Origin of the sequence: Acinetobacter terrae, from assembly GCF_002135195.1 — a bacterium.
GTDB classification, from domain to species: Bacteria; Pseudomonadota; Gammaproteobacteria; order Pseudomonadales; family Moraxellaceae; genus Acinetobacter; species Acinetobacter terrae.
The window spans coordinates 127,515-147,368 of the sequence record NZ_NEGF01000004.1 but is presented as its reverse complement, the minus strand read 5'-3'; the positions used below and the strand labels follow the sequence as shown (position 1 = coordinate 147,368).

At 39.5% G+C, this 19,854-nt stretch carries 16 protein-coding genes and 1 pseudogene; 6 read left to right on the top strand and 11 right to left on the bottom strand.

The annotated features are described in order from the left end of the window. Positions 1 to 57 precede the first annotated feature (57 nt). On the bottom strand, positions 58 to 927 hold the full coding sequence (locus B9T23_RS06390) for a MetQ/NlpA family ABC transporter substrate-binding protein (RefSeq protein WP_067724790.1): 870 nt from the start codon (positions 925 to 927) through the stop codon (positions 58 to 60). A gap of 591 nt (positions 928 to 1,518) precedes the next feature. On the opposite strand from B9T23_RS06390, the gene B9T23_RS06385 reads away from it, so the two are divergent. Then, positions 1,519 to 2,160: a hypothetical protein gene (locus B9T23_RS06385; protein WP_086193470.1), complete on the top strand. Its 642-nt coding sequence runs from the start codon at positions 1,519 to 1,521 to the stop codon at positions 2,158 to 2,160. Between the two features lie 42 nt (positions 2,161 to 2,202). Here the strand turns inward: B9T23_RS06385 and purD are convergent, their stop codons facing one another. The 8 genes and pseudogenes from purD to B9T23_RS06345 all read right to left on the bottom strand — a co-directional run. Continuing rightward, entirely contained in the window at positions 2,203 to 3,486 is a 1,284-nt protein-coding gene (gene purD, locus B9T23_RS06380) for a phosphoribosylamine--glycine ligase (RefSeq protein WP_067724513.1), read from the bottom strand. Between the two features lie 131 nt (positions 3,487 to 3,617). Next, positions 3,618 to 5,192 (bottom strand): bifunctional phosphoribosylaminoimidazolecarboxamide formyltransferase/IMP cyclohydrolase, encoded by a 1,575-nt coding sequence (gene purH / locus B9T23_RS06375; protein ID WP_086193469.1) that lies wholly within the window; start codon positions 5,190 to 5,192, stop codon positions 3,618 to 3,620. A 94-nt stretch (positions 5,193 to 5,286) separates the two neighbouring features. After that, complete coding sequence (gene fis / locus B9T23_RS06370; RefSeq protein ID WP_001086304.1) at positions 5,287 to 5,556, bottom strand: DNA-binding transcriptional regulator Fis; 270 nt, start codon at positions 5,554 to 5,556, stop codon at positions 5,287 to 5,289. A 385-nt stretch (positions 5,557 to 5,941) separates the two neighbouring features. After that, on the bottom strand, positions 5,942 to 6,814 hold the full coding sequence (locus tag B9T23_RS06365) for a DUF3426 domain-containing protein (protein ID WP_086193468.1): 873 nt from the start codon (positions 6,812 to 6,814) through the stop codon (positions 5,942 to 5,944). A gap of 15 nt (positions 6,815 to 6,829) precedes the next feature. Beyond that, entirely contained in the window at positions 6,830 to 7,735 is a 906-nt protein-coding gene (prmA, locus tag B9T23_RS06360) for a 50S ribosomal protein L11 methyltransferase (protein WP_067724519.1), read from the bottom strand. A gap of 132 nt (positions 7,736 to 7,867) precedes the next feature. After that, positions 7,868 to 8,743, bottom strand: coding sequence for a bile acid:sodium symporter family protein (locus B9T23_RS06355; protein ID WP_086193467.1), 876 nt, complete (start codon positions 8,741 to 8,743; stop codon positions 7,868 to 7,870). A 286-nt stretch (positions 8,744 to 9,029) separates the two neighbouring features. Continuing rightward, positions 9,030 to 9,920: a bile acid:sodium symporter family protein gene (locus B9T23_RS06350; RefSeq protein ID WP_086193466.1), complete on the bottom strand. Its 891-nt coding sequence runs from the start codon at positions 9,918 to 9,920 to the stop codon at positions 9,030 to 9,032. A gap of 286 nt (positions 9,921 to 10,206) precedes the next feature. Then, positions 10,207 to 10,551, bottom strand: a pseudogene (locus B9T23_RS06345) (hypothetical protein); the annotation flags it as partial. A gap of 256 nt (positions 10,552 to 10,807) precedes the next feature. Between B9T23_RS06345 and mnmG the strand changes: the two are divergent. The 3 genes from mnmG (at position 10,808) to B9T23_RS06330 (ending at position 14,688) form a co-directional block, all read left to right on the top strand. Then, the gene (mnmG, locus tag B9T23_RS06340) at positions 10,808 to 12,691 is read left to right on the top strand and encodes a tRNA uridine-5-carboxymethylaminomethyl(34) synthesis enzyme MnmG (RefSeq protein WP_067724527.1); all 1,884 of its coding nucleotides are present in this window, start codon (positions 10,808 to 10,810) and stop codon (positions 12,689 to 12,691) included. A 313-nt stretch (positions 12,692 to 13,004) separates the two neighbouring features. Then, positions 13,005 to 14,210, top strand: coding sequence for a 3-(3-hydroxy-phenyl)propionate transporter MhpT (gene mhpT, locus B9T23_RS06335; protein WP_086193464.1), 1,206 nt, complete (start codon positions 13,005 to 13,007; stop codon positions 14,208 to 14,210). Between the two features lie 151 nt (positions 14,211 to 14,361). Next, positions 14,362 to 14,688, top strand: coding sequence for a hypothetical protein (locus B9T23_RS06330; RefSeq protein ID WP_067724532.1), 327 nt, complete (start codon positions 14,362 to 14,364; stop codon positions 14,686 to 14,688). A 55-nt stretch (positions 14,689 to 14,743) separates the two neighbouring features. Here the strand turns inward: B9T23_RS06330 and glnG are convergent, their stop codons facing one another. After that, the gene (gene glnG / locus B9T23_RS06325; protein ID WP_067724534.1) at positions 14,744 to 16,225 is read right to left on the bottom strand and encodes a nitrogen regulation protein NR(I); all 1,482 of its coding nucleotides are present in this window, start codon (positions 16,223 to 16,225) and stop codon (positions 14,744 to 14,746) included. Next, the gene (gene glnL, locus B9T23_RS06320; RefSeq protein ID WP_086193463.1) at positions 16,212 to 17,321 is read right to left on the bottom strand and encodes a nitrogen regulation protein NR(II); all 1,110 of its coding nucleotides are present in this window, start codon (positions 17,319 to 17,321) and stop codon (positions 16,212 to 16,214) included. Before glnL ends, glnG begins: the two co-directional genes overlap by 14 nt. A gap of 360 nt (positions 17,322 to 17,681) precedes the next feature. On the opposite strand from glnL, the gene rimO reads away from it, so the two are divergent. Beyond that, on the top strand, positions 17,682 to 19,025 hold the full coding sequence (rimO, locus tag B9T23_RS06315; RefSeq protein WP_086193462.1) for a 30S ribosomal protein S12 methylthiotransferase RimO: 1,344 nt from the start codon (positions 17,682 to 17,684) through the stop codon (positions 19,023 to 19,025). Between the two features lie 58 nt (positions 19,026 to 19,083). Further along, complete coding sequence (pyrH, locus tag B9T23_RS06310; RefSeq protein ID WP_067724540.1) at positions 19,084 to 19,812, top strand: UMP kinase; 729 nt, start codon at positions 19,084 to 19,086, stop codon at positions 19,810 to 19,812. The last annotated feature ends 42 nt before the right edge of the window (positions 19,813 to 19,854 follow it).

Below are 19,854 nucleotides of genomic sequence, written 5' to 3'. Positions count from 1 at the left end.
AGAAAATAAAAAAACAGGCAAAATGACTTTGCCTGTTTGGTTTGGATGATTATATTACTATTTTGTTTCAGTTAAATAACTAATTGGTTTATTTACATCAACCTTAGTACCACCAAAGTGTTCTTGCACATATTTGTTCACAGCTTCGGTGTGATACAACGCGCCGACTTTTTGTAGTAACGGATCATCTTTACGTGATTCAGCAGTTGCTAAAATGTTTACATTTAACTTGGTGCTTTGGTCCACAGGCTCATAGTAAATAGAGTCTTTAAGTACGTTCAAACCACCTTCAAGCGCCAGTGTATTACCTAAAACAATCGCATCCACTTCGTCTTTAACACGAACAGCGGTCGCCATTTGAATTGGTTTGATCACAATTTTTTTAGCATTTTCAGTAATGTCGTTTGGTGTGCCCGTTGCAGGGTTAAAGTCAGCTTTAAGTTTTAACAAGCCTGCAGATTGAAGTAGTAAAAGGGCACGCGCTTCATTGGCTGCATCGTTTGGAATAGCAATGGTTGCACCGTTGGCAAATTCTTCAACTTTTTTTACTTTGCTTGAGTAAATACCCATTGGCTCAAGATAAGTAGTCGAAACCGGTGCAATCTTGTCTTTATTCGATGCATTGAAAGCGACTAAATAAGCATAAGACTGGAATGCATTGATATCGACTTCTTTGTTGGCTACTGCAGTATTCATGGCAACGTAGTCAGTGAAGTTTTTCACTTCAAGTTTGATACCTGCTTTCTTGGTTTCAGGCAATGTCGCGATATAACGCCAGATGTCTGCATCGGAGCCAGTTGATGCCATTACAACGGTTTGTTCTTTTGCTGTATCAGTTTTTGCCGCGTCAGTTGCAGGTGCTTCTGGTTTAGAGCAGCCAGTTAAGCCAACGGTTAAACCTAAAACAAGTCCAAGGAGCTTTTTCATGTATTCATCCCAAGTAAATTTAATTTTGGCTTTAAATTTACGAATCATTTATTAGAGAGAGTAAGTCAAAATCGAAATCAGTATAGAACGAAGGAGTGATTACAGTCATCATGTCCAAACGTTTCTCTGATAGATGTGCAGCACTATAAAATTTACAAATTACGCTATGCAATCAGCAATCTGTCGAATAGTAAATTAAAGCAATGATAAAAAGTTTTAAATCATTGTATTCATTAACGAGATTGAGTTTCTGATCAATCAAAATTTGCCTCATCATAACAATAAATCTATATTCAATATAGTGAATAAAAACTCGACAATTATCTTATTAAGTGCATAGTGATAATGGGATTTTTGAAATTTTAATAGTAAAAACAATATATTGTTTTAAATTATATTAACAATCTGTAAAGTATCGTTTTATATAACGCTTTATAATTTTTTTTAAAGTCTAAAGCTGAAAAATAGATATAAGATTAACAATTATTGGAAGTAATATTTTATGGATATACTCAAAAATAAATTAGTTTTTCAAAAGTTCATAAAGTTATTATTTTAGCTGCAAAATTTTTTATAGTAGGTATTGGGGCTATGCAAATTAAAATTATGTTCCAATTACTAGTTGCATACTTATGTTTACTAGTTTTAATGTCTGTGATTACGTACTATCTAATTTATCCGCTCGCTGTAGATAAAGGAACAGCTATAGCAACGATGTTCGGATGGTCGGCAGGATTATTTGCACCGTTTTCAGCCTTAATTTTGCTAAACTCTTGGAAAGAACAGCACAATATTAATCTAAAAAAAGATTTTATTGTTAAGTCTTTAGGTCATTTGGATGAGGCTATTAGAGCAATAGGGCAAATTTATTGGCTAATATATATTAATGATACAAAAGACTATTTCTATCCTTATAATCAAAAAAGAATTTCACAACAACTTGATGAATTTATAATGTCAGAGCATTCTAAATTTGTCTTAAATTTAGGAAATTTTCACAAGACTGCTAGAAGAATTGTAGGGGAGAATGCGGAATTTAAAAAAATTTATAACCAATTAAATAAATTTCATGCAGAAATTATCAAAATTTTAGATATAAAAAGAAAATGTTTGGAAGTTGATGCTAAAGAATATAATAAACAATTCCCATATTTATATGATTATTATCATGAACTTATTTCACAAAAAGAAAAATTTGAAAAAATTGCGCAAAAATATTTGATTGTTGAATAATTAAAAACCCGCACTTGGCGGGTTTTTAAAACTTAATAAAAATTAAGCTTGTTCGCGAGCAATCGCACGGTAGCCAATATCTTTACGGTATTGAACGCCGTCAAAGGTCACTTTTTCACAAAGCTCTAATGCTTTTGCTTGAGCTTCGCCAATCGTGTTACCGAGTGCAGTTACACATAGAACACGACCGCCAGCAGTCACAACTTCGCCATTGGCATTGGTTGCAGTACCCGCATGGAATACTTTCGCATCTGTCATTTCAGTGTCTAAACCAGAAATTACATCGCCATTGCTAGATGTTTCAGGGTAGCCTTTCGATGCAAGTACAATACCTACAGTTTTGCGCTCATCCCATTCAGCTTCGGCAGGTAAGTTACTTTCAAGGCCTGCTTGAACTAAATCAACTAAAGATGATTTTAAACGCATCATGATGGGTTGAGTTTCAGGGTCACCAAAACGGCAGTTGAATTCGATCACTTTAGGTTGACCTTGTTCGTCAATCATCAAGCCTGCATATAAGAAACCTGTGTATACATGACCATCTGCTTTCATACCATCAACAGTTGGACGCATCACTTCGTTCATTGCTTTTTCAAAGACTTCAGCAGTCACAACCGGAGCAGGAGAGTACGCACCCATGCCGCCAGTGTTCGGACCTTGGTCGCCTTCAAAGATACGTTTGTGATCTTGTGAAGTTGCCATTGGTAAGATGTTGTCGCCATCAATCATGCAAATGAAAGATGCTTCTTCACCGGCAAGGAATTCTTCGATCACAACACGAGAACCTGCATCACCAAATTTGTTGCCTGCAAGCATGTCATCAATTGCATCGAATGCTTCTTGATTGGTCATGGCAACGATTACGCCTTTCCCCGCGGCAAGACCATCTGCCTTGATTACGATTGGCGCACCATTTTTTTCAACAAATGCTTTTGCAGCATCCACTTCTGTGAATACATCATAAAACGCTGTTGGAATATTGTGACGTTTCAAGAAATGTTTCGCAAATGCTTTAGAGCCTTCAAGCTGAGCAGCAAATTGAGTTGGACCCCAAACTTTTACATCGGCTGCACGACAAGCATCCACTACACCATTTACAAGCGGTGCTTCTGGACCAACAATGACTAAATCGACTGCATTTTCTTTTGCAAAAGCAATGATTGCCGCATTGTCTAAAATGTTGAGTGCAACATTTTCGCATTTGTTTTCTGTTGCTGTGCCGGCATTTCCCGGAGCAACAAAGACTTTCGCTACTTTATCGTCTTGCGCGATTTTCCATGCAAGTGCGTGTTCACGACCACCATTACCCAAAACTAAAATATTCATCGGTTCATACTCCATGAATCGAAATAACATAAAGTCCTCAACCCAAAGGGGAAGAGGACTCCATGAAAGATTTAAGAATCTATTTTATGTAGCACGTATGACTGTAAATAAGTCATGATCAATTCGCCAACTTAGTGACGGAAATGACGCATGCCAGTGAAGACCATTGCAATACCAGCTTCATCAGCTGCTGCAATCGTTTCTTCATCACGCATAGAACCACCCGGTTGGATAATGCATTTAATGCCTGCTTGAGCAGCGTTATCAATACCATCACGGAATGGGAAGAATGCGTCAGATGCCATTACAGCACCTTCAACAACTAAACCAGCATGTTCAGCTTTGATTGCAGCAATACGAGCAGAGTTGATGCGGCTCATTTGACCTGCGCCTACACCAATGGTTTGACGACCTTTCGCATAAACAATCGCATTCGATTTAACGTATTTCGCAACTTTCCAGGCAAAAATCATGTCGTCGATTTCAGCTTCAGTTGGTGCGCGTTTAGTCACAACTTTAAGATCATCTTTAGTGATCATGCCCAAGTCTTGGTCTTGAACCAATAAACCGCCATTCACACGCTTGTAATCAAGTTGCGATTGACGTGCATCAATAGCTGGAAGTTCGCCACATACAAGTACGCGTACATTTTTCTTCGCGCCAGTCACTTCAAGCACGCCATCAGCAATACTTGGTGCAATGATCACTTCAACGAATTGACGATCAACAATGGCTTGCGCAGTTGCAACATCTAACTCACGGTTGAATGCAATGATGCCGCCAAAAGCAGATTCAGGATCTGTTGCATAAGCAAGATCGTAAGCCGCTTTAATGCCATCTAACGATACTGCAACGCCACATGGGTTCGCGTGTTTAACAATCACACAAGCAGGTTTCGCGAATGATTTAACACATTCAAGCGCTGCATCTGTATCGGCAATGTTGTTATAAGAAAGTTCTTTACCTTGAAGCTGTTTTGCAGTTGAAACAGAAGCTTCAGTCGCAGTACTTTCAACATAGAACGCAGCAGATTGATGCGGGTTTTCACCGTAACGTAAATCCTGTGCCTTGTTCAATTGAGTGTTGAAAGTACGTGCAAATTTGTCTGCTTGACCTTCTTCCTTACCTACGCGAGCGCCAAGGTAAGAAGCGATCATACCATCGTATTGTGCAGTATGTTCAAATGCTTTAACTGCCAAGTCGAAACGAGTTTCAAGAGATAACGCACCGTTAGCTTTCATTTCAGTAATCACAGTGTCGTAGTCAGAAGCATTAACCACAATACCGACAGATGCATGGTTCTTTGCAGCAGCACGAACCATTGTCGGACCACCGATGTCGATGTTTTCAATCGCATCAGCCAATGAACAGTTTGGTTTAGCAACGGTTGCAGCAAACGGATAAAGGTTAACAACCACTAGATCGATTGCATCGATGTTGTGTTCTTGCATTACCGCTTCGTCTAGACCACGGCGAGCTAAGATACCCCCATGAATTTTTGGATGCAGTGTTTTAACACGACCATCCATCATTTCCGGGAACCCAGTGTGCTCTGAAACTTCTACTACAGCGATATTGTTGTCTTTAAGCAACTTATATGTACCGCCAGTAGATAAAATTTCTACCCCAAGAGCTACAAGGTTTTTAGCAAATTCAACGATCCCTGATTTATCAGATACAGAGATTAAAGCGCGTTTAATAGTCATGATTTTCGTCAACAATATTAAAGGTCTAGATTAAAACAGCAGGCAAAATATAAGATAAAAAAAATGCCCACGGTAACCGTGAGCATTTTATCATTTATTCACTCATTAAACCGTGAGCTTTCAACTTTTTGCGTAAAGTACCACGGTTCAATCCGAGAATCTCAGCAGCGCGTGTCTGGTTACCACGCGTATATTCTAGAACTACAGATAGAAGAGGTTTCTCCATTTCTGCCAGCACCATGTCATATACCTGAGAAGGTTGCTCGCCTTGCAATTGTGCAAAATAATGGCGAACTGCGCGATCTACGTGAATACGAAGAGCGACATCAGATTGTGCAGTAAAAATAGGAGATTTGCTATTCATGCGAATTAATCCGAAAAATCAAATATCACTTGGGTAAAGGGATATATAAAAGTGGTTTAAAATTTAAATTCCGTTTTAGGTCCTAAAACGGAAGTTCTAAAACTTGTACATTTAGCTTGCCACAACTCGACGTTTTTGATCAAAAATTAAGCGTAACAATAGTTTAATATTTGTTACCGATCAAAATCAAAACAAAAAAATCTACTCAATACGCATTATCAGGATAAAGCGCATATAAGCTAAACTATAATTGTTGTGAAAATAGTGAGGAGTTTGCAGCACAAAGCTTTCGTGGCGCGTATGATAGCATTGTCTAAGAAAAAGTGAGCAAGAAAACTGCATTTTTTTTACATTTTTTTGCATTTTTTAATAGTTTTTTTCAATATTAAGGTCGAATTATTTCCAAACTATAGGTATCAAAGCTTTTACGTTCCACACGAAGGCTAAACTTAAATTTAAAAGGACTATTTTGTGGAATTCGTTGTATTCCTGTAAGACTGTCAATCAAATATTCAGAAGGCTGGAAAGAATAAGAGGAAATAATTTCTCCATTATCTTTTAAATTCACCTTGATAATCGGCAGGGCTAAACTTTTAGAATGGTAGTTGATGAGCTCACCGGTAAATTGAGTCTCTTTCTTGGAAATTTGTTTTATTTTAACTTTATTGGTTGAGATGAGGCGATAATTTTGTTCCATAACCGAACAATTAAATGCCTGACATGCCGTATTAAATAAAGCACTAAAGACAGGGCTATTATTTAGAATTTTCGGGTTAAACCAAAAAAACTGAAAAATAAGTAAACTAATCAAACATAAATTTACAACACCCCATAAAACATAGTTCCAGGAGCTTTTTTTATTCTCTTGTTCTGATTTTTCAGACCAATTAAGAGCAGGGTAAGTGCCAATCGGGTCTGTGCTGAAATAATTTAAATTGTTGAGATAGGTTTTTAAATCAATATTGGAGTTTTCTACTTTTTGATCGAAAATATCTAATAAATGTTGTTTTGGGGGTTGACCTACCATTAAGGTCTCAGCGCTCGTCTCGTTGGATTGAGGGTTTTTATCGTCAAAAATTGAAGAGGAAGTCGATGTAGTAGAAGAAGATTGATCTTTTTCTACTACAAGATGCGTTAACGCATTAAAATTTGTCGAACATTTTGCACAACAAACCATGCCTCGAGCAACTGTCAGTTGAGCCACGGAGACTTTATACTTGGTAAAACAGTTAGGGCAGTAGGTTTGTTTTTCGCTCATGGTCTATTCAAAATTTTAATGGGTAGTTTGTCGTTTTCCCGAAATTCGGCACCAATGTTCTTCACGTTTTTCGACTTCGAGTATATCAAAAAACTCAGAATAAACACTAGAAACATCAGCAACTTGCTCTTCTAATATGCCGGCAAGTGCGAACTCTCCCTCAGATTTAATTAAAGTTGCGAATTCAGGCGCAAGTGCCATCAGCGGGCCGGCAAGAATGTTTGCGACAAACACATCTGCTTTTTGATCTTTAAACTCTGCATTGAACTCTTCAGGAAGTCCAACATAAAGATTATCGAGTACACCATTCAATTCCGCATTTTGTTGGGTAGCAAGCACTGCTTGAGGATCAATATCCGTGGCATATACTTTTTTGGCACCTAATAATAGTGCAGCCACACCTAAAATGCCTGAACCACAACCATAATCGATCACGATCTTATCTTTAACATCCGTTTTACCAAGCCATTGTAAGCACAAGAAAGTACTTGCATGGTTACCGGTACCAAATGCCAAACCTGGATCTAGTTTAAGATTCACAGCCTCTGGATCAGGTGATTCCATCCATTCAGGTACGATCCAGAATTTATCCGCGATTTGAATCGGCTCGTACGCATCCATCCAGGTACGTTCCCATTCTTGGTCTTCAATAAATTCATGACGTAATGGCGCTTCAGGCATTTGTGCTGTAATAAATGTCATTAAAGCATCAACATCAATTTCTTCGCCTTCTTCTTGTGCGTAGATGCCAGTCACAATGACTTTATTCCAAAGTGGAGTTTCACCTGGAAGTGGTTCAAGTAAGTCCTGATTTTCAGCATCATCTAAAGTTACGCTAACAGCGCCTAATGAACTGAGTAGGGTTTCAGTAAAATCGACTTGAGCTTGATCAACGGTAATATGAATTTGTAACCACTTCACGGAGATAACCTAAATTTGTGTTTTTAAAAATAGCATTGTAACGGAACTCAGGCTTAAACAACTATATATTGATAAAAACTATCCTGAAAATAAAAGGACGTATAGAACATCCCTATATTTTTGGAAGATCAATCAACTCAATACCGTCGCTGGATGTGGCGCGAATTTATTGAGTAACATGCCAAATACAGCGGCAAAAACATACATAAAAATCGAATACACCGCAGCAGGCATGGCAATGGTAGAACTTGCCATGATGGTAAGAGCAATCGTCATGGCAAGTGTGCTGTTATGAATACCTATTTCAAAAGCACAAGCACGTGCTTGTGCACTATTAATACCCAGCAAGCGCGGTACAAAATAACCAATAATCAAACTACATAGACAGAATAAAACCGTCGCCAAGCCGATTTGTGCTAAATATTCTAAAATTTGATGACGTTCTTTTACTACTGCGCCAACAATAATCAGTACCAGAAAACTCACCGCAAAAATACGCAGTGGTTTATTCAGTTTTGCCGTGAAGTTTGGCGCATAGTGTCGAATCAGCATGCCAATACATACAGGTATGATGATAATGGCAAACACTTGTAATATTTTGCTGAGCTGCATGCTAATTTGCTGCCCGTCATTCATAAAATATTGAATTGAAAAATTGACAATAAAAGGCAGAGTGAAAGCGGCCATGACTGAATTAATCGCGGTTAAAGTAATGTTTAGTGCAATATCACCTTTAAACAGGTAGCTAAACAGGTTGGCTGTGCTTCCTCCGGGTGAGGCTGCAAGTAACATTAAGCCCACAGCAAGAAGAGGTGGAAGGGCTAGAACTTTACAGATGATAAATGCAATGCTGACTAAAACAACCAATTGGCAAAACAGTGCAATGAAAATCACCTTAGGTTGCTGTGTTACGCGGGCAAAATCTTTGAGTGTAAGCTCCAGTCCTAAACCAATCATGATGATGGCAAGTGCTAAAGGTAATAAAATGGTAATGATTCCTGAATCCATTCGAAATCTCCTTTTCTTGGTTAGTTGTTTTTTTGATTTAGGTGAAGTTTCTTGTACTAATTTTTACTAAATTGAATACTGCTAAGTGTATAGCGGATAAGTAAAGAATATGGAATAGCGAGAATTGACCGTTGATCAGTACAACTATAATTGCATCGATTTACTTTAACCTTCCTGAGTGGAATGAAAGCAATTGAACGGTAGAATCATTAATTTACTTAGATCTGATTTATCTTACAAACATGCCATTTAAGATTACCTATTGCAGCTATGAATCAGATGTTTTTTACTCATTGAGTGCTTTTGAATTTTCTTCTTTAAGCAGAACTGGACGTCTTGTTAAAATATAGCCAAATATAAAAGCAAAAACATACATAAAAATAGAATAGATGCCTGCAGGTAGCGCGATGGTGGTACTAGATAATACGGACAGTGCAATCGTCATTGCAACTGAAGTGTTATGAATGCCTATTTCAAAGGTACATGCACGTGCCTGTCTATCAGAAACCCCAGCCAGATGCGGTATTAGATAACCAACAAATAAACTGATAAAACAAAAAAGAGCAGTTGCAAGTCCAATATCGACAAAATATTCAACGATGTTAAACCGTTCTCTATATAATGCATAAAAGAAAATTAAGAATAAAAATAGCACGGAAAAAAATCGCATGGGTCTATTCAGTCTTAATGCAATGTTGGGTGCAATTGAACGAATAAACATTCCCAAACAAACTGGGATGAAAACAATTAAAAATACTTGGGTGATTTTTTCAGTCGGCATCCCAATTTTTGGATGTTCACCTAGAAAATAATGAATCGACAGATTCACGATAAAAGGTAGCGTAAAAGTACAAATGAGAGAGTTGATTGCGGTGAGAGTGAGATTGAGTGCCACATCCCCTTTAAAAAGATAGCTGATTAAATTTGCAGTCGGTCCGCCTGGTGAAGCTGCAAGTAGCATCAAGCCCACGGCTAAAAGCGGCGGAAGTTTTAACAAGATACAGATTAAAAAGGCGATCAAAACCAGAATAATCAATTGTGTAAATAGAGCTAAAAAAATAACTTTAGGATGGCGTTGTACACGAAGAAAATCTTTAACCGTAAGTTCTAGCCCTAATCCAGTCATCATGATGGCAAGCGCCATGGGTAAAAAAAAAGTAAATAGCCCCGAATCCATGGAATATCCTTTTTATATTTTTATCCTTAATATGCTTTGAGTTTAAACCAGTTTTTTAAATTAGCAATATACAAAACGGGTAAAAGTAATCCTTTTACCCGTTAATAATTTGAATAAAATTAGTGTTTTATACTCATTATTGAGACGGAAGTTAAGGTTGGGGCTGCATTTGTGGCTGAGTAGGCATTTGATGTTGCATTCCAGGTGGATGCTGCATTCCGGGTTGGGAGTGCATCGATGGTTGGGATTGCATTGGAGGTTGAGACTGCATTGGAGGTTGAGAAGTAGGTCGAGGTGCCATAAATCCTAAAGCACATTTACCTTTTATTGCCATGCCTTCAATGTTGATAGATGTGGCGTTTGCATCGCTTTGGCAAATTGAATTTAATTCTGCTTCATCTCCAGTTATGGAAGCATTTTTGGAGGAAGGGAAGAATTGCGGTTCACAGGTACCATTCCAGATAATACCGCGATATGCAAAACTGACTGGCGCGCCCTGACTTTTACCTTTACAAACCTGTTGGTATTTTTGCGCATTATAAACCTTTTCGACTTTATCATTTGCGGAAGCTGCAAATGGTGCGAGACATAAACCACAGAGAATGGATGAGAGCAGGAAATTCTTATTCATCTTTTATACCTTTGTTTGTAATGTACCCAGCATCAAGCTTAAAAAATAACCAAAATAAAACAATGCTAATCAGGTAAATTTTTGCCGATTAAGTGTTTTGTTTCTATAGTAACTCTGCAAAGCATGATTACATTTCAAATTTTTATAAATTGATAGCCAGTCATATCTTCATTGATAAAATCGACTCATTTTGTCAACTTATCTTTCTAAGTTTTGATATAATACTCCGTCATTCTTTTTTATCTCTCAAACCATTATGCATTATCCTAAAGTTTACGATGTCATTGTTATCGGTGGCGGTCACGCAGGTACCGAAGCAGCACTTGCTGCAGCGCGTATGGGTCGCCAGACTTTGCTCTTAACTCATAACATTGAGACTTTAGGGCAGATGAGCTGTAATCCTGCCATCGGTGGTATTGGTAAATCACATTTAGTTCGTGAAATTGATGCTTTAGGCGGTGCAATGGCACTTGCTGCCGATAAAGGCGGCATTCAATTCCGTATTTTAAATTCACGTAAAGGTGCAGCAGTACGTGCAACACGTGCACAAGCTGACCGTATTCGCTATAAAGCTGCGATTCGTGAAACATTAGAAAATCAAGCAAACTTAGATATTTTCCAGCAAGCGGCTGATGACCTTATTGTTGAAGGCGATACCGTTAAAGGTGTTGTGACTCAAATGGGTGTTCGCTTTGATGCGAAAACGGTTGTATTGACGACTGGTACATTCTTGGGTGGTGTAATCCATGTCGGACTTGAAAAATCTAGCGGTGGTCGTGCAGGTGATCCACCTTCAATTTCATTGGCTGCGCGTTTACGTGAATTAAACTTACCAGTAGGTCGTTTAAAAACAGGTACACCGCCACGTATTGATGCACGTTCAGTTGATTTCTCGGTAATGACGCCACAGCCAGGTGATTTCCCGTCTCCGACCATGTCATTCATGGGCGATGCATCTATGCATCCGGAACAAGTAAACTGCTATATCACCCATACCAATGAACGCACGCACGAAATCATTCGTGGCGGTCTCGACCGTTCACCGATGTATACAGGTAAAATTGAAGGTGTAGGTCCACGTTACTGCCCATCAATTGAAGATAAAATTCATAAATTTGCCGATAAAAATTCTCACCAGGTATTCCTGGAACCAGAAGGTCTGGATACACACGAACTTTATCCAAATGGTATTTCGACTTCTTTACCATTTGACGTGCAGTTTGAATTGGTTCGTTCAATTCGTGGTATGGAGAATGCACATATCCTTCGTCCGGGTTATGCGATTGAATATGACTATTTCAATCCACAAGCATTGAAATTCTCGCTTGAAACCAAAGCCATTGCTAACTTGTATTTTGCCGGCCAAATTAACGGCACGACTGGTTATGAAGAAGCTGGTGCGCAAGGTCTGCTTGCAGGCTTGAACGCAGCACGCCGTGCTTGGGATCAAGAACAATGGACACCAAAACGTGATGAAGCGTATATGGGTGTTCTTGTAGATGACTTGATTACACTCGGTACAAAAGAACCGTACCGTATGTTTACCTCACGTGCCGAATATCGTCTGATGCTTCGTGAAGACAATGCGGATCAACGTTTAACTGCAATCGGTCGTGAAATGGGCTTGGTTGATGATACGCGTTGGGCAGCTTACTGCGAAAAAATGGAAGCAGTTGAAAAAGAAACAGGTCGTTTACAGCACTTATGGGCTGCGCCAAACAATCCAATGGGTAAAAAATTCGTTGAGATGACAGGTGCGGATTTAAGTAAAGAATGTAGTGCGATTGATTTACTTAAACGTCCAAATATCAGTTTTGCTCAAATTTCAGAATTAACCAATTCTGAAGTGACTCCATTTGTGGGTGAGCAAATTGAAATTGCAGTGAAATATGCGGGTTATATCAGCCGTCAGCATGAAGATGTTGCGCAAATGAAGCGTCTGGAAGAAACACGTATTCCTGCTGAATTCGATTATGATATCGTTTCTGGTCTGTCTCGTGAAATTACCTTGAAACTGAAAGATGTGCGTCCTGAAACTTTGGCACAAGCTAGCCGTATTCCAGGTGTTACACCTGCTGCGGTACAGCTGGTCATGATTACCATTCGTAAGAATGCAGCACAAGCTAAAAAATCAGCATAATTTGCCGATTTGAAAAAACCCGCATTATGCGGGTTTTTTTATCGCCTAATTTTCATGAATAAATTTTGACTATAGTTTAATCATAAATAACTACCGTAAATATAAGTCTTTGAAAACATGTGTTAATAAATAAAACTAAGATTTAAAAAGTCTATTTGTTTAATCTTTTAGGTCTAATTTGATTGGCTTTTATCATTTTTATGCCATCAAATCCGACTATTGTCGTGGTATTTCAATCAATCGATTGGGCAGAGAATAGTGAGATGAATCGTCATTGTAAAAACGATTTGTATACTATTGATGGAGATCAATCATGGCACAAACACACACAGGGAAACTACAAAAAATCTTAACGATATTTTTGTGTTTTTGGGTCGCATTTTTTGAAGGTTTCGATCTTCAAGCACCGGGTATAGCAGCGAAGGGAATTGCAGCAACATTCGGTTTGGATCAGGTTCAGATGGGGTATGTCTTTAGTTTAGGCGTATTTGGAATGCTGTTTGGAGCATTCTTTGGTGGGCGTATTGCTGACTATTTGGGACAAAAGAAAGTCCTGATGTTATCTATTGGTATTTTTGGTGTTTTCATGTCGCTGACTGCAATTGCGCCAAGCGTCGAAGTTTTGTATGCAGCGCGCTTCTTTACGGGACTGGGCTTGGGTGCAGCAATGCCGACCATGATTTCAGTGGTGGGTGATGAAGCGACTGAAGCCAATCGTGGTAAGTTAAACAGTCTGATGTATTGTGGTTTGCCAGTCGGGGCAATTTTCGTTGCCGGTCTTGCAATTTTATTGCCTGAGATTCAATGGCAAACATTGTTCCTGATTGGTGGTTTAACGCCGTTAGTGCTTATTCCATTTATGGCAATGATTCTTAAAGATAAGCCAAAACCTGTAGCTGTAGTGCAAGTGTCTACAGAAGCTGTGCCAGGCATGGCACAAGTATTGTTTAAAAACCAACAATATAAAAATACCTTGCCACTTTGGGTAGGTTTCTTCTTCACGTTGATGATCAATTATATTTTGATTAGCTGGTTGCCAAATTTGCTCATGGAACAGGGTCTGCAAAAACAGCAAGCCTTTATGGTGATGTTGGTATTCCAGGTGGGTGCGGTGATTGGGACTTTAGCTTTGGGTTATTTGCTTGATCGCTTAAAACTTTGGCAGATGGCAGTCATTATCTATAGTGGTTTATTTATTGCCCTGAGTCTGTTATTCACGACAACTTCTATTCCAATGCTGGTTCTGGCAGGCGTGATGGGTGGAATCTTCTCAACCGGCGGTCAATCAATTCTGTATGGTATTTCGCCAATCTTCTATTCGGGTACGGGTAAAGTGACCGGTGTGGGCAGTGCGATTTCTCTAGGGCGTTTGGGTGCAATGACGGGGCCGTTACTTACAGGAAAAATTTTGGCATTAGGATTGGGAACAACAGGTATTTTAATGGCGAGTTTACCGGCAGTTGTAATCTCTGCTGTGGCAGTAACTGCGCTATCGCGTTATAAATCCGCGCATAAGTAAAATCCTGATCTTAGAAAATAGAATTTTTAAAAACATGATTTAAAAAAGGGAATCGGAAGATTCCCTTTTTTATTGCAAATCTTGATTGAAAAAATAATGTCATCTAAATAATTTGCTAAAATGAGCGTATAGCAAACAGACTTATTTTTATATGGCTTATCAACTTATTCCATTATCCATTCAAGCAACGGACAACATTCAGTGTCCACATTGTCAACAAGAAGTCATTAATTGGGCTGAAGAGCAATATGTACAGCCCTGTGAACATACTTTATTTATTGCCATGGATATCGGTTTTGAATATATGACCGATGAATTTGAGCAAACCATGCCACGTTCGGTTGATGATCTGCATGCAAACGATGATCAGGTGAATATGTTTGCAGAAATCACGCAATCAACTTATCCCAATTATTTGATTTTTCAATCTGATTTAGGCATACAAGGATATTCTCGTTATGTGGGTTTTACTGCCTAAAATGAACTGAATAAAAAAAGCTCCCGAAGGAGCTTTTTAGATGAGTAGAAAAAGTTTAGTTTTCGATGACTTCTTCTTCAACATCATCATCTGCCGTGTCCATACCTAGTTCTTTGAGCTTGCGAGTCAGCGTATTACGTCCCCAACCGAGTAATTCAGCGGCATGACGTTTACGACCACGAGTCTGCTGTAAAGCGGCAGTAATTAAGGTACGCTCGAACATTGGTGTGGCAATGTCGAGAATCTTCATTTCGCCGTTTTTAAGCTTTTGGATCGCCCATTGAGCCAATAATTCATCCCAATGATGCAGCGAAACACGATCAAAAGTACCGTGAGGTTGGACTTCATCACCTGAGCGTTGAATTGGAATTTGTTTCAATTCAGACGGTAAATCTTCCGGATAAACCTCACGACCAGTAATCATTACTGTTAGCCAACGACAGGTATTTTCTAACTGACGGACGTTGCCTTGCCAAGGCAGTTGTTGCATATATTCTTGGGTTTCTGGACGCAAGATTTTAGGATTCACTCCTAATTCTTTACCTGCACGTGCCAAGAAGTGCTGTGCCAGCATCGGAATGTCTTCACTACGATGGGCCAGTTTTGGAATGTGAATACGGATCACGTTCAGGCGATGATATAAATCTTCACGGAAGCGACCATCATGAACCAGTTTTTCCAGGTCTTGGTGGGTTGCTGCAACAATACGCACATCCACCTTGACTGGGATATGTCCACCGACACGATAGAATTCACCATCTGCCAAAACACGCAGTAAACGTGTTTGGGTTTCAAATGGCATATCACCAATTTCATCTAAAAACAGGGTGCCGCCATTGGCTTGTTCAAAACGACCTTGACGTTGAGAATTGGCACCAGTAAATGCACCTTTTTCATGACCGAAAAGTTCAGTTTCAATCAGGTCTTTTGGAATAGCAGCCATATTTAAGGCAATAAAAGGCTTGCTGCTACGGGGTGAATGGCGATGCAGGGCATGCGCAACCAGTTCTTTACCTGTTCCAGATTCACCATTAATCAGTACAGTGATATGCGACTGTGACAAACGGCCAATCGCGCGGAAAACTTCCTGCATTGCAGGTGATTCACCAATGATTTCGGTCGTTTGAATAGGCGGTGCTGTTTTTGCAGATTCTTGTTGTTGTAACTTGGCAATATGCAAAATTGCACGATTCACCAATGCCAATGCTTCATCAATATCAAAAGGTTTTGGTAAATATTCAAAAGCACCGGTTTGATAACTTGATACCGCAGATTCCAAGTCCGAATGTGCTGTCATAATAATGACAGGTAGGTCGGGGTGACTGGTTTTGACTTTGCCTAAAAAGGTTAAACCATCAATTCCAGGCATGCGGATATCTGTCAAAATCACATCAGGCGCATCTATGCTGAGTTGATCAAGCGCAGATTGTGCTTCTTCAAAACTGGTAACGTCAAAACCTTCTTCTTTGAATGTTTTTTCCAATACCCAGCGCATGGCGCGATCATCATCAATTACCCATATTTTATTTCGCGACATGGTTAAACTCCCAAGGTAAATATAAGCTAAAGACTGTTTTTCCTGGAACTGATTGGCATTCAATCATTCCGCTATGTTGATGCATAATATTTTGTGCGATGCTCAAACCGAGCCCTGTGCCTTTAGCACGTCCCGTGACCAGTGGATAAAACACCGATTCTAAAATTTCTTCCGGTACGCCCGGGCCATTGTCTTCAATATCAATACGAACAGCAGAACGCTTTAACACACCATTAATGGTGACAAGGCGCTGAATGCGTGTTCGCAAAATAAGTTCAGGTTGGTGGTCAATAAAGAATTCTTTATTTTCCATCATGGCTTGTACGGCATTTACACTAATGTTGAGCATGACCTGAATCAGTTGATCGCGGTCTGCCATGACATCGGGTAAAGACAAATCATAGTCACGGGTGATTTTGATTTTCTTTTTGGTTTGATTGGTAATCAGTGAGCGGACACGTTCGAGTGGCTCATGTACATTGACTAATTCATAACTTGGCAATTGGCGCGACCCGAGCATGGTGTCCGCCAGATTACGCAGACGATCGACTTCACTAATGATAATGTCGGTGAATTCTGAATATTGAGGATCATTTAAACTACGTGCCAATAATTGGGTTGCACCACGAATGCCGCCTAAAGGATTTTTAATTTCGTGTGCCACACCACGAATCAGTTGTCGTGCAACCTGGTGTTGTTGAATCAGGTTTTCTTCTTTAGAGATTTTCAACATCCGATCAATCGGATTTAATTCTATCAGTAGAAGCGGGTGATACGGCTTTTGAGAGTTAATTTGTGAAACCGTATAATCCACATGCATATCTTTAAAGTTGACACTAATGGTTGCTTCGCGACGGGTATAAGGTTGTCCTGTGACAAAGGTATTCAATAACGCTTCTTGGGTATTGAATTCATCATCGGGCATATGCAGTAAATTTAAAACAGGTTGACCTGAAGCACGCAGCAAACTGATGTCAAACAAAGATTCACAAGAAGAATTTAAATAAAAAATATTCAGCTGGCTATCGACCAGTAAAATGGCGGTGGTTAAGTTATCCACTAAAAGGCGATAGTCGATCCCGACGGGTTGATCCATTAGCGAAAGCATCCTGTATTAAAATAGCGCAATGGCATCTGCACTTCTTGTCATTTCTCCCTGTTATGGGACATTCAACGAGTTAAACGTTGTCGAAATAAAGCAAAATGCACGCCAACTTTAAGCACATGTGTAAATAAAAATTCTGACGCTATAAAAGTGTGCTTTTTGTTGTTTGATTACAGAATTTACCTAGCATAGTAAAGGAAATAAAAATATTAGTGAACCAAAATGGTGCATTTAAAATATTTGGTAAAAATATAGGCATATTTTGGTGCGTGATGCAAAGAGTCGGCTTTCTACCTATTTTTATGATCGGAAAAGACATACAATACGCGCATTATACTGGAGCGCAGATTCATGAAGTCCCCCAAAGTCGGTTTCGTTTCTTTAGGTTGTCCTAAGGCATTGGTAGATTCTGAACGAATTTTAACTCAGTTGAAGACTGAAGGTTATGATGTAGCATCTGATTATGAAGGTGCTGATTTAGTTGTTGTTAATACGTGTGGTTTTATTGAATCTGCCGTACAAGAATCGTTAGATGCCATTGGTGAAGCCATGAGCTCAAATGGTCGTGTCATTGTGACAGGCTGCTTGGGTAAAGATGAAGACAAAATTCGTAAAATGCACCCGAATGTCCTTAAAGTGACAGGTGCCGCGGCATATCAAGAAGTGATGGAGGCCGTACACGAGTACGTACCTGAACCACCAAAGCATAACCCATTTATTGACCTTGTTCCTGAACAAGGGATTCGTTTGACCCCTAAACATTATGCCTATTTAAAAATATCGGAAGGCTGCAACCATCGTTGTACCTTCTGTATTATCCCAAGCATGCGTGGCGATCTGGTTTCACGTCCTGTGGGTTCGGTTTTAAGCGAAGCACAAGCGTTGAAGAACGCAGGTGTAAAAGAAGTCTTAGTGATTTCTCAAGATACATCTGCTTATGGTTTAGACACCAAGTACAAACTCGATTTCTGGAACGGTCAGCCGGTTAAAACCAAATTCTTCGACATGTGCGAAGCATTAGGCCAACTCGGTATTTGGGTGCGTTTACATTACGTTTATCCATATCCACATGTGGATGCTGTAATTGACTTAATGGCACAAGGTAAAATCCTGCCATATCTAGACATTCCTTTTCAGCATGCCAGTCCGCGCATCTTAAAATTGATGAAGCGACCAGCGCATAGTGAAAATACACTTGAACGCCTTAAACTTTGGCGTGAAAAATGTCCTGAATTGGTCATCCGTTCAACATTCGTGGTTGGTTTTCCAGGCGAAACTGAAGAAGATTTCCAGATTCTGCTTGAGTGGCTTAAAGAAGCACAGCTTGATCGCGTAGGTTGTTTTACTTATTCACCTGTTGAAGGTGCGACAGCAAATGATCTCCCGGATCATGTGCCTGAAGAAATCAAGCAAGACCGTTATGAGCGCTTCATGCAAGTACAGCAAGCGATTTCGTCTGCGAAATTACAAAAACGCATTGGTCAAACCATGACTGTGTTGGTTGATGACTTGGATGAAGAATTCCCAGTTGCGATCGCACGTTCTTATGCGGATGCACCTGAAATTGACGGTAATGTCTTTGTTGAAGATATTGATAAGAGTCAAATTAAAGCAGGCGATTTGCTTGAAGTCGAAATTACCGATGCGGATGAATATGATTTATATGCGAAGTTAATTCGAGTTAAGTCTGCTTGATCTGTCATAAAAGTATACGAATAAAATTTTAGATATTGGAAGATTCGGAGATTTCCTGATGTTGGATTCAAAAAAGCCGCGTTATGCACGTATTTTGCTCAAACTTTCTGGTGAGGCGCTTGCTGGAAATAAAGACATGGGGATTGATGCACAAGTGCTTGATCAAATGTCTTTAGCCATTGCTCACTTGGTTGGTTTGGGCGTGCAAGTCGGTATCGTGGTTGGCGGTGGTAACCTGTATCGCGGTAGCCAATTACAAAAAGATGGTTTGGTTGGCCGTGTAACAGGTGACCAGATGGGCATGTTGGCAACTGTTATGAATGGTTTGGCATTACGTGATGCTTTGGTGCGTCGCAATATTAAAACCCGTTTAATGTCTGCTTTGCCAATTGGTGCAGTGGTTGAAGCCTATTCAAGCCGTGATGCAATCCGTCATTTAACTCAAGGCGAAGTATGTGTATTCGTTGCGGGTACAGGTAATCCATTCTTTACTACAGATACAGCTGCTTGCTTGCGTGGTATTGAAATTGAAGCCAACTTGATCTTAAAAGCCACTAAAGTTGATGGCGTTTATAATAAAGATCCAAGCAAATATGACGATGCAGTAAAATATGAAACACTTACATTTGACCAAGTGTTAGATGAAAAGTTAGGCATCATGGATTTAACTGCGATCTGCTTGTGCCGTGATCATAATGTGCCACTACAAGTATTCGATATGAATAAGTCGGGTTCATTGCTTTCAGTGGTTATGGGTGAAAAAGAAGGGACTCACGTTACCAATTAATGACGTGAGCCTGAAAGCTCTTTATACTACACGCTATTTAGC

What these genes read in the sequence shown, in the direction of transcription:
- B9T23_RS06390 (WP_067724790.1), bottom strand. Translation starts at nt 927, where the DNA reads ATGAAAAAGCTCCTTGGACTTGTTTTAGGTTTAACCGTTGGCTTAACT.
- B9T23_RS06385 (WP_086193470.1), top strand. Translation starts at nt 1,519, where the DNA reads ATGCAAATTAAAATTATGTTCCAATTACTAGTTGCATACTTATGTTTA.
- purD (WP_067724513.1), bottom strand. Translation starts at nt 3,486, where the DNA reads ATGAATATTTTAGTTTTGGGTAATGGTGGTCGTGAACACGCACTTGCA.
- purH (WP_086193469.1), bottom strand. Translation starts at nt 5,192, where the DNA reads ATGACTATTAAACGCGCTTTAATCTCTGTATCTGATAAATCAGGGATC.
- fis (WP_001086304.1), bottom strand. Translation starts at nt 5,556, where the DNA reads ATGAATAGCAAATCTCCTATTTTTACTGCACAATCTGATGTCGCTCTT.
- B9T23_RS06365 (WP_086193468.1), bottom strand. Translation starts at nt 6,814, where the DNA reads ATGAGCGAAAAACAAACCTACTGCCCTAACTGTTTTACCAAGTATAAA.
- B9T23_RS06355 (WP_086193467.1), bottom strand. Translation starts at nt 8,743, where the DNA reads ATGGATTCAGGAATCATTACCATTTTATTACCTTTAGCACTTGCCATC.
- B9T23_RS06350 (WP_086193466.1), bottom strand. Translation starts at nt 9,920, where the DNA reads ATGGATTCGGGGCTATTTACTTTTTTTTTACCCATGGCGCTTGCCATC.
- mnmG (WP_067724527.1), top strand. Translation starts at nt 10,808, where the DNA reads ATGCATTATCCTAAAGTTTACGATGTCATTGTTATCGGTGGCGGTCAC.
- mhpT (WP_086193464.1), top strand. Translation starts at nt 13,005, where the DNA reads ATGGCACAAACACACACAGGGAAACTACAAAAAATCTTAACGATATTT.
- B9T23_RS06330 (WP_067724532.1), top strand. Translation starts at nt 14,362, where the DNA reads ATGGCTTATCAACTTATTCCATTATCCATTCAAGCAACGGACAACATT.
- glnG (WP_067724534.1), bottom strand. Translation starts at nt 16,225, where the DNA reads ATGTCGCGAAATAAAATATGGGTAATTGATGATGATCGCGCCATGCGC.
- glnL (WP_086193463.1), bottom strand. Translation starts at nt 17,321, where the DNA reads ATGGATCAACCCGTCGGGATCGACTATCGCCTTTTAGTGGATAACTTA.
- rimO (WP_086193462.1), top strand. Translation starts at nt 17,682, where the DNA reads ATGAAGTCCCCCAAAGTCGGTTTCGTTTCTTTAGGTTGTCCTAAGGCA.
- pyrH (WP_067724540.1), top strand. Translation starts at nt 19,084, where the DNA reads ATGTTGGATTCAAAAAAGCCGCGTTATGCACGTATTTTGCTCAAACTT.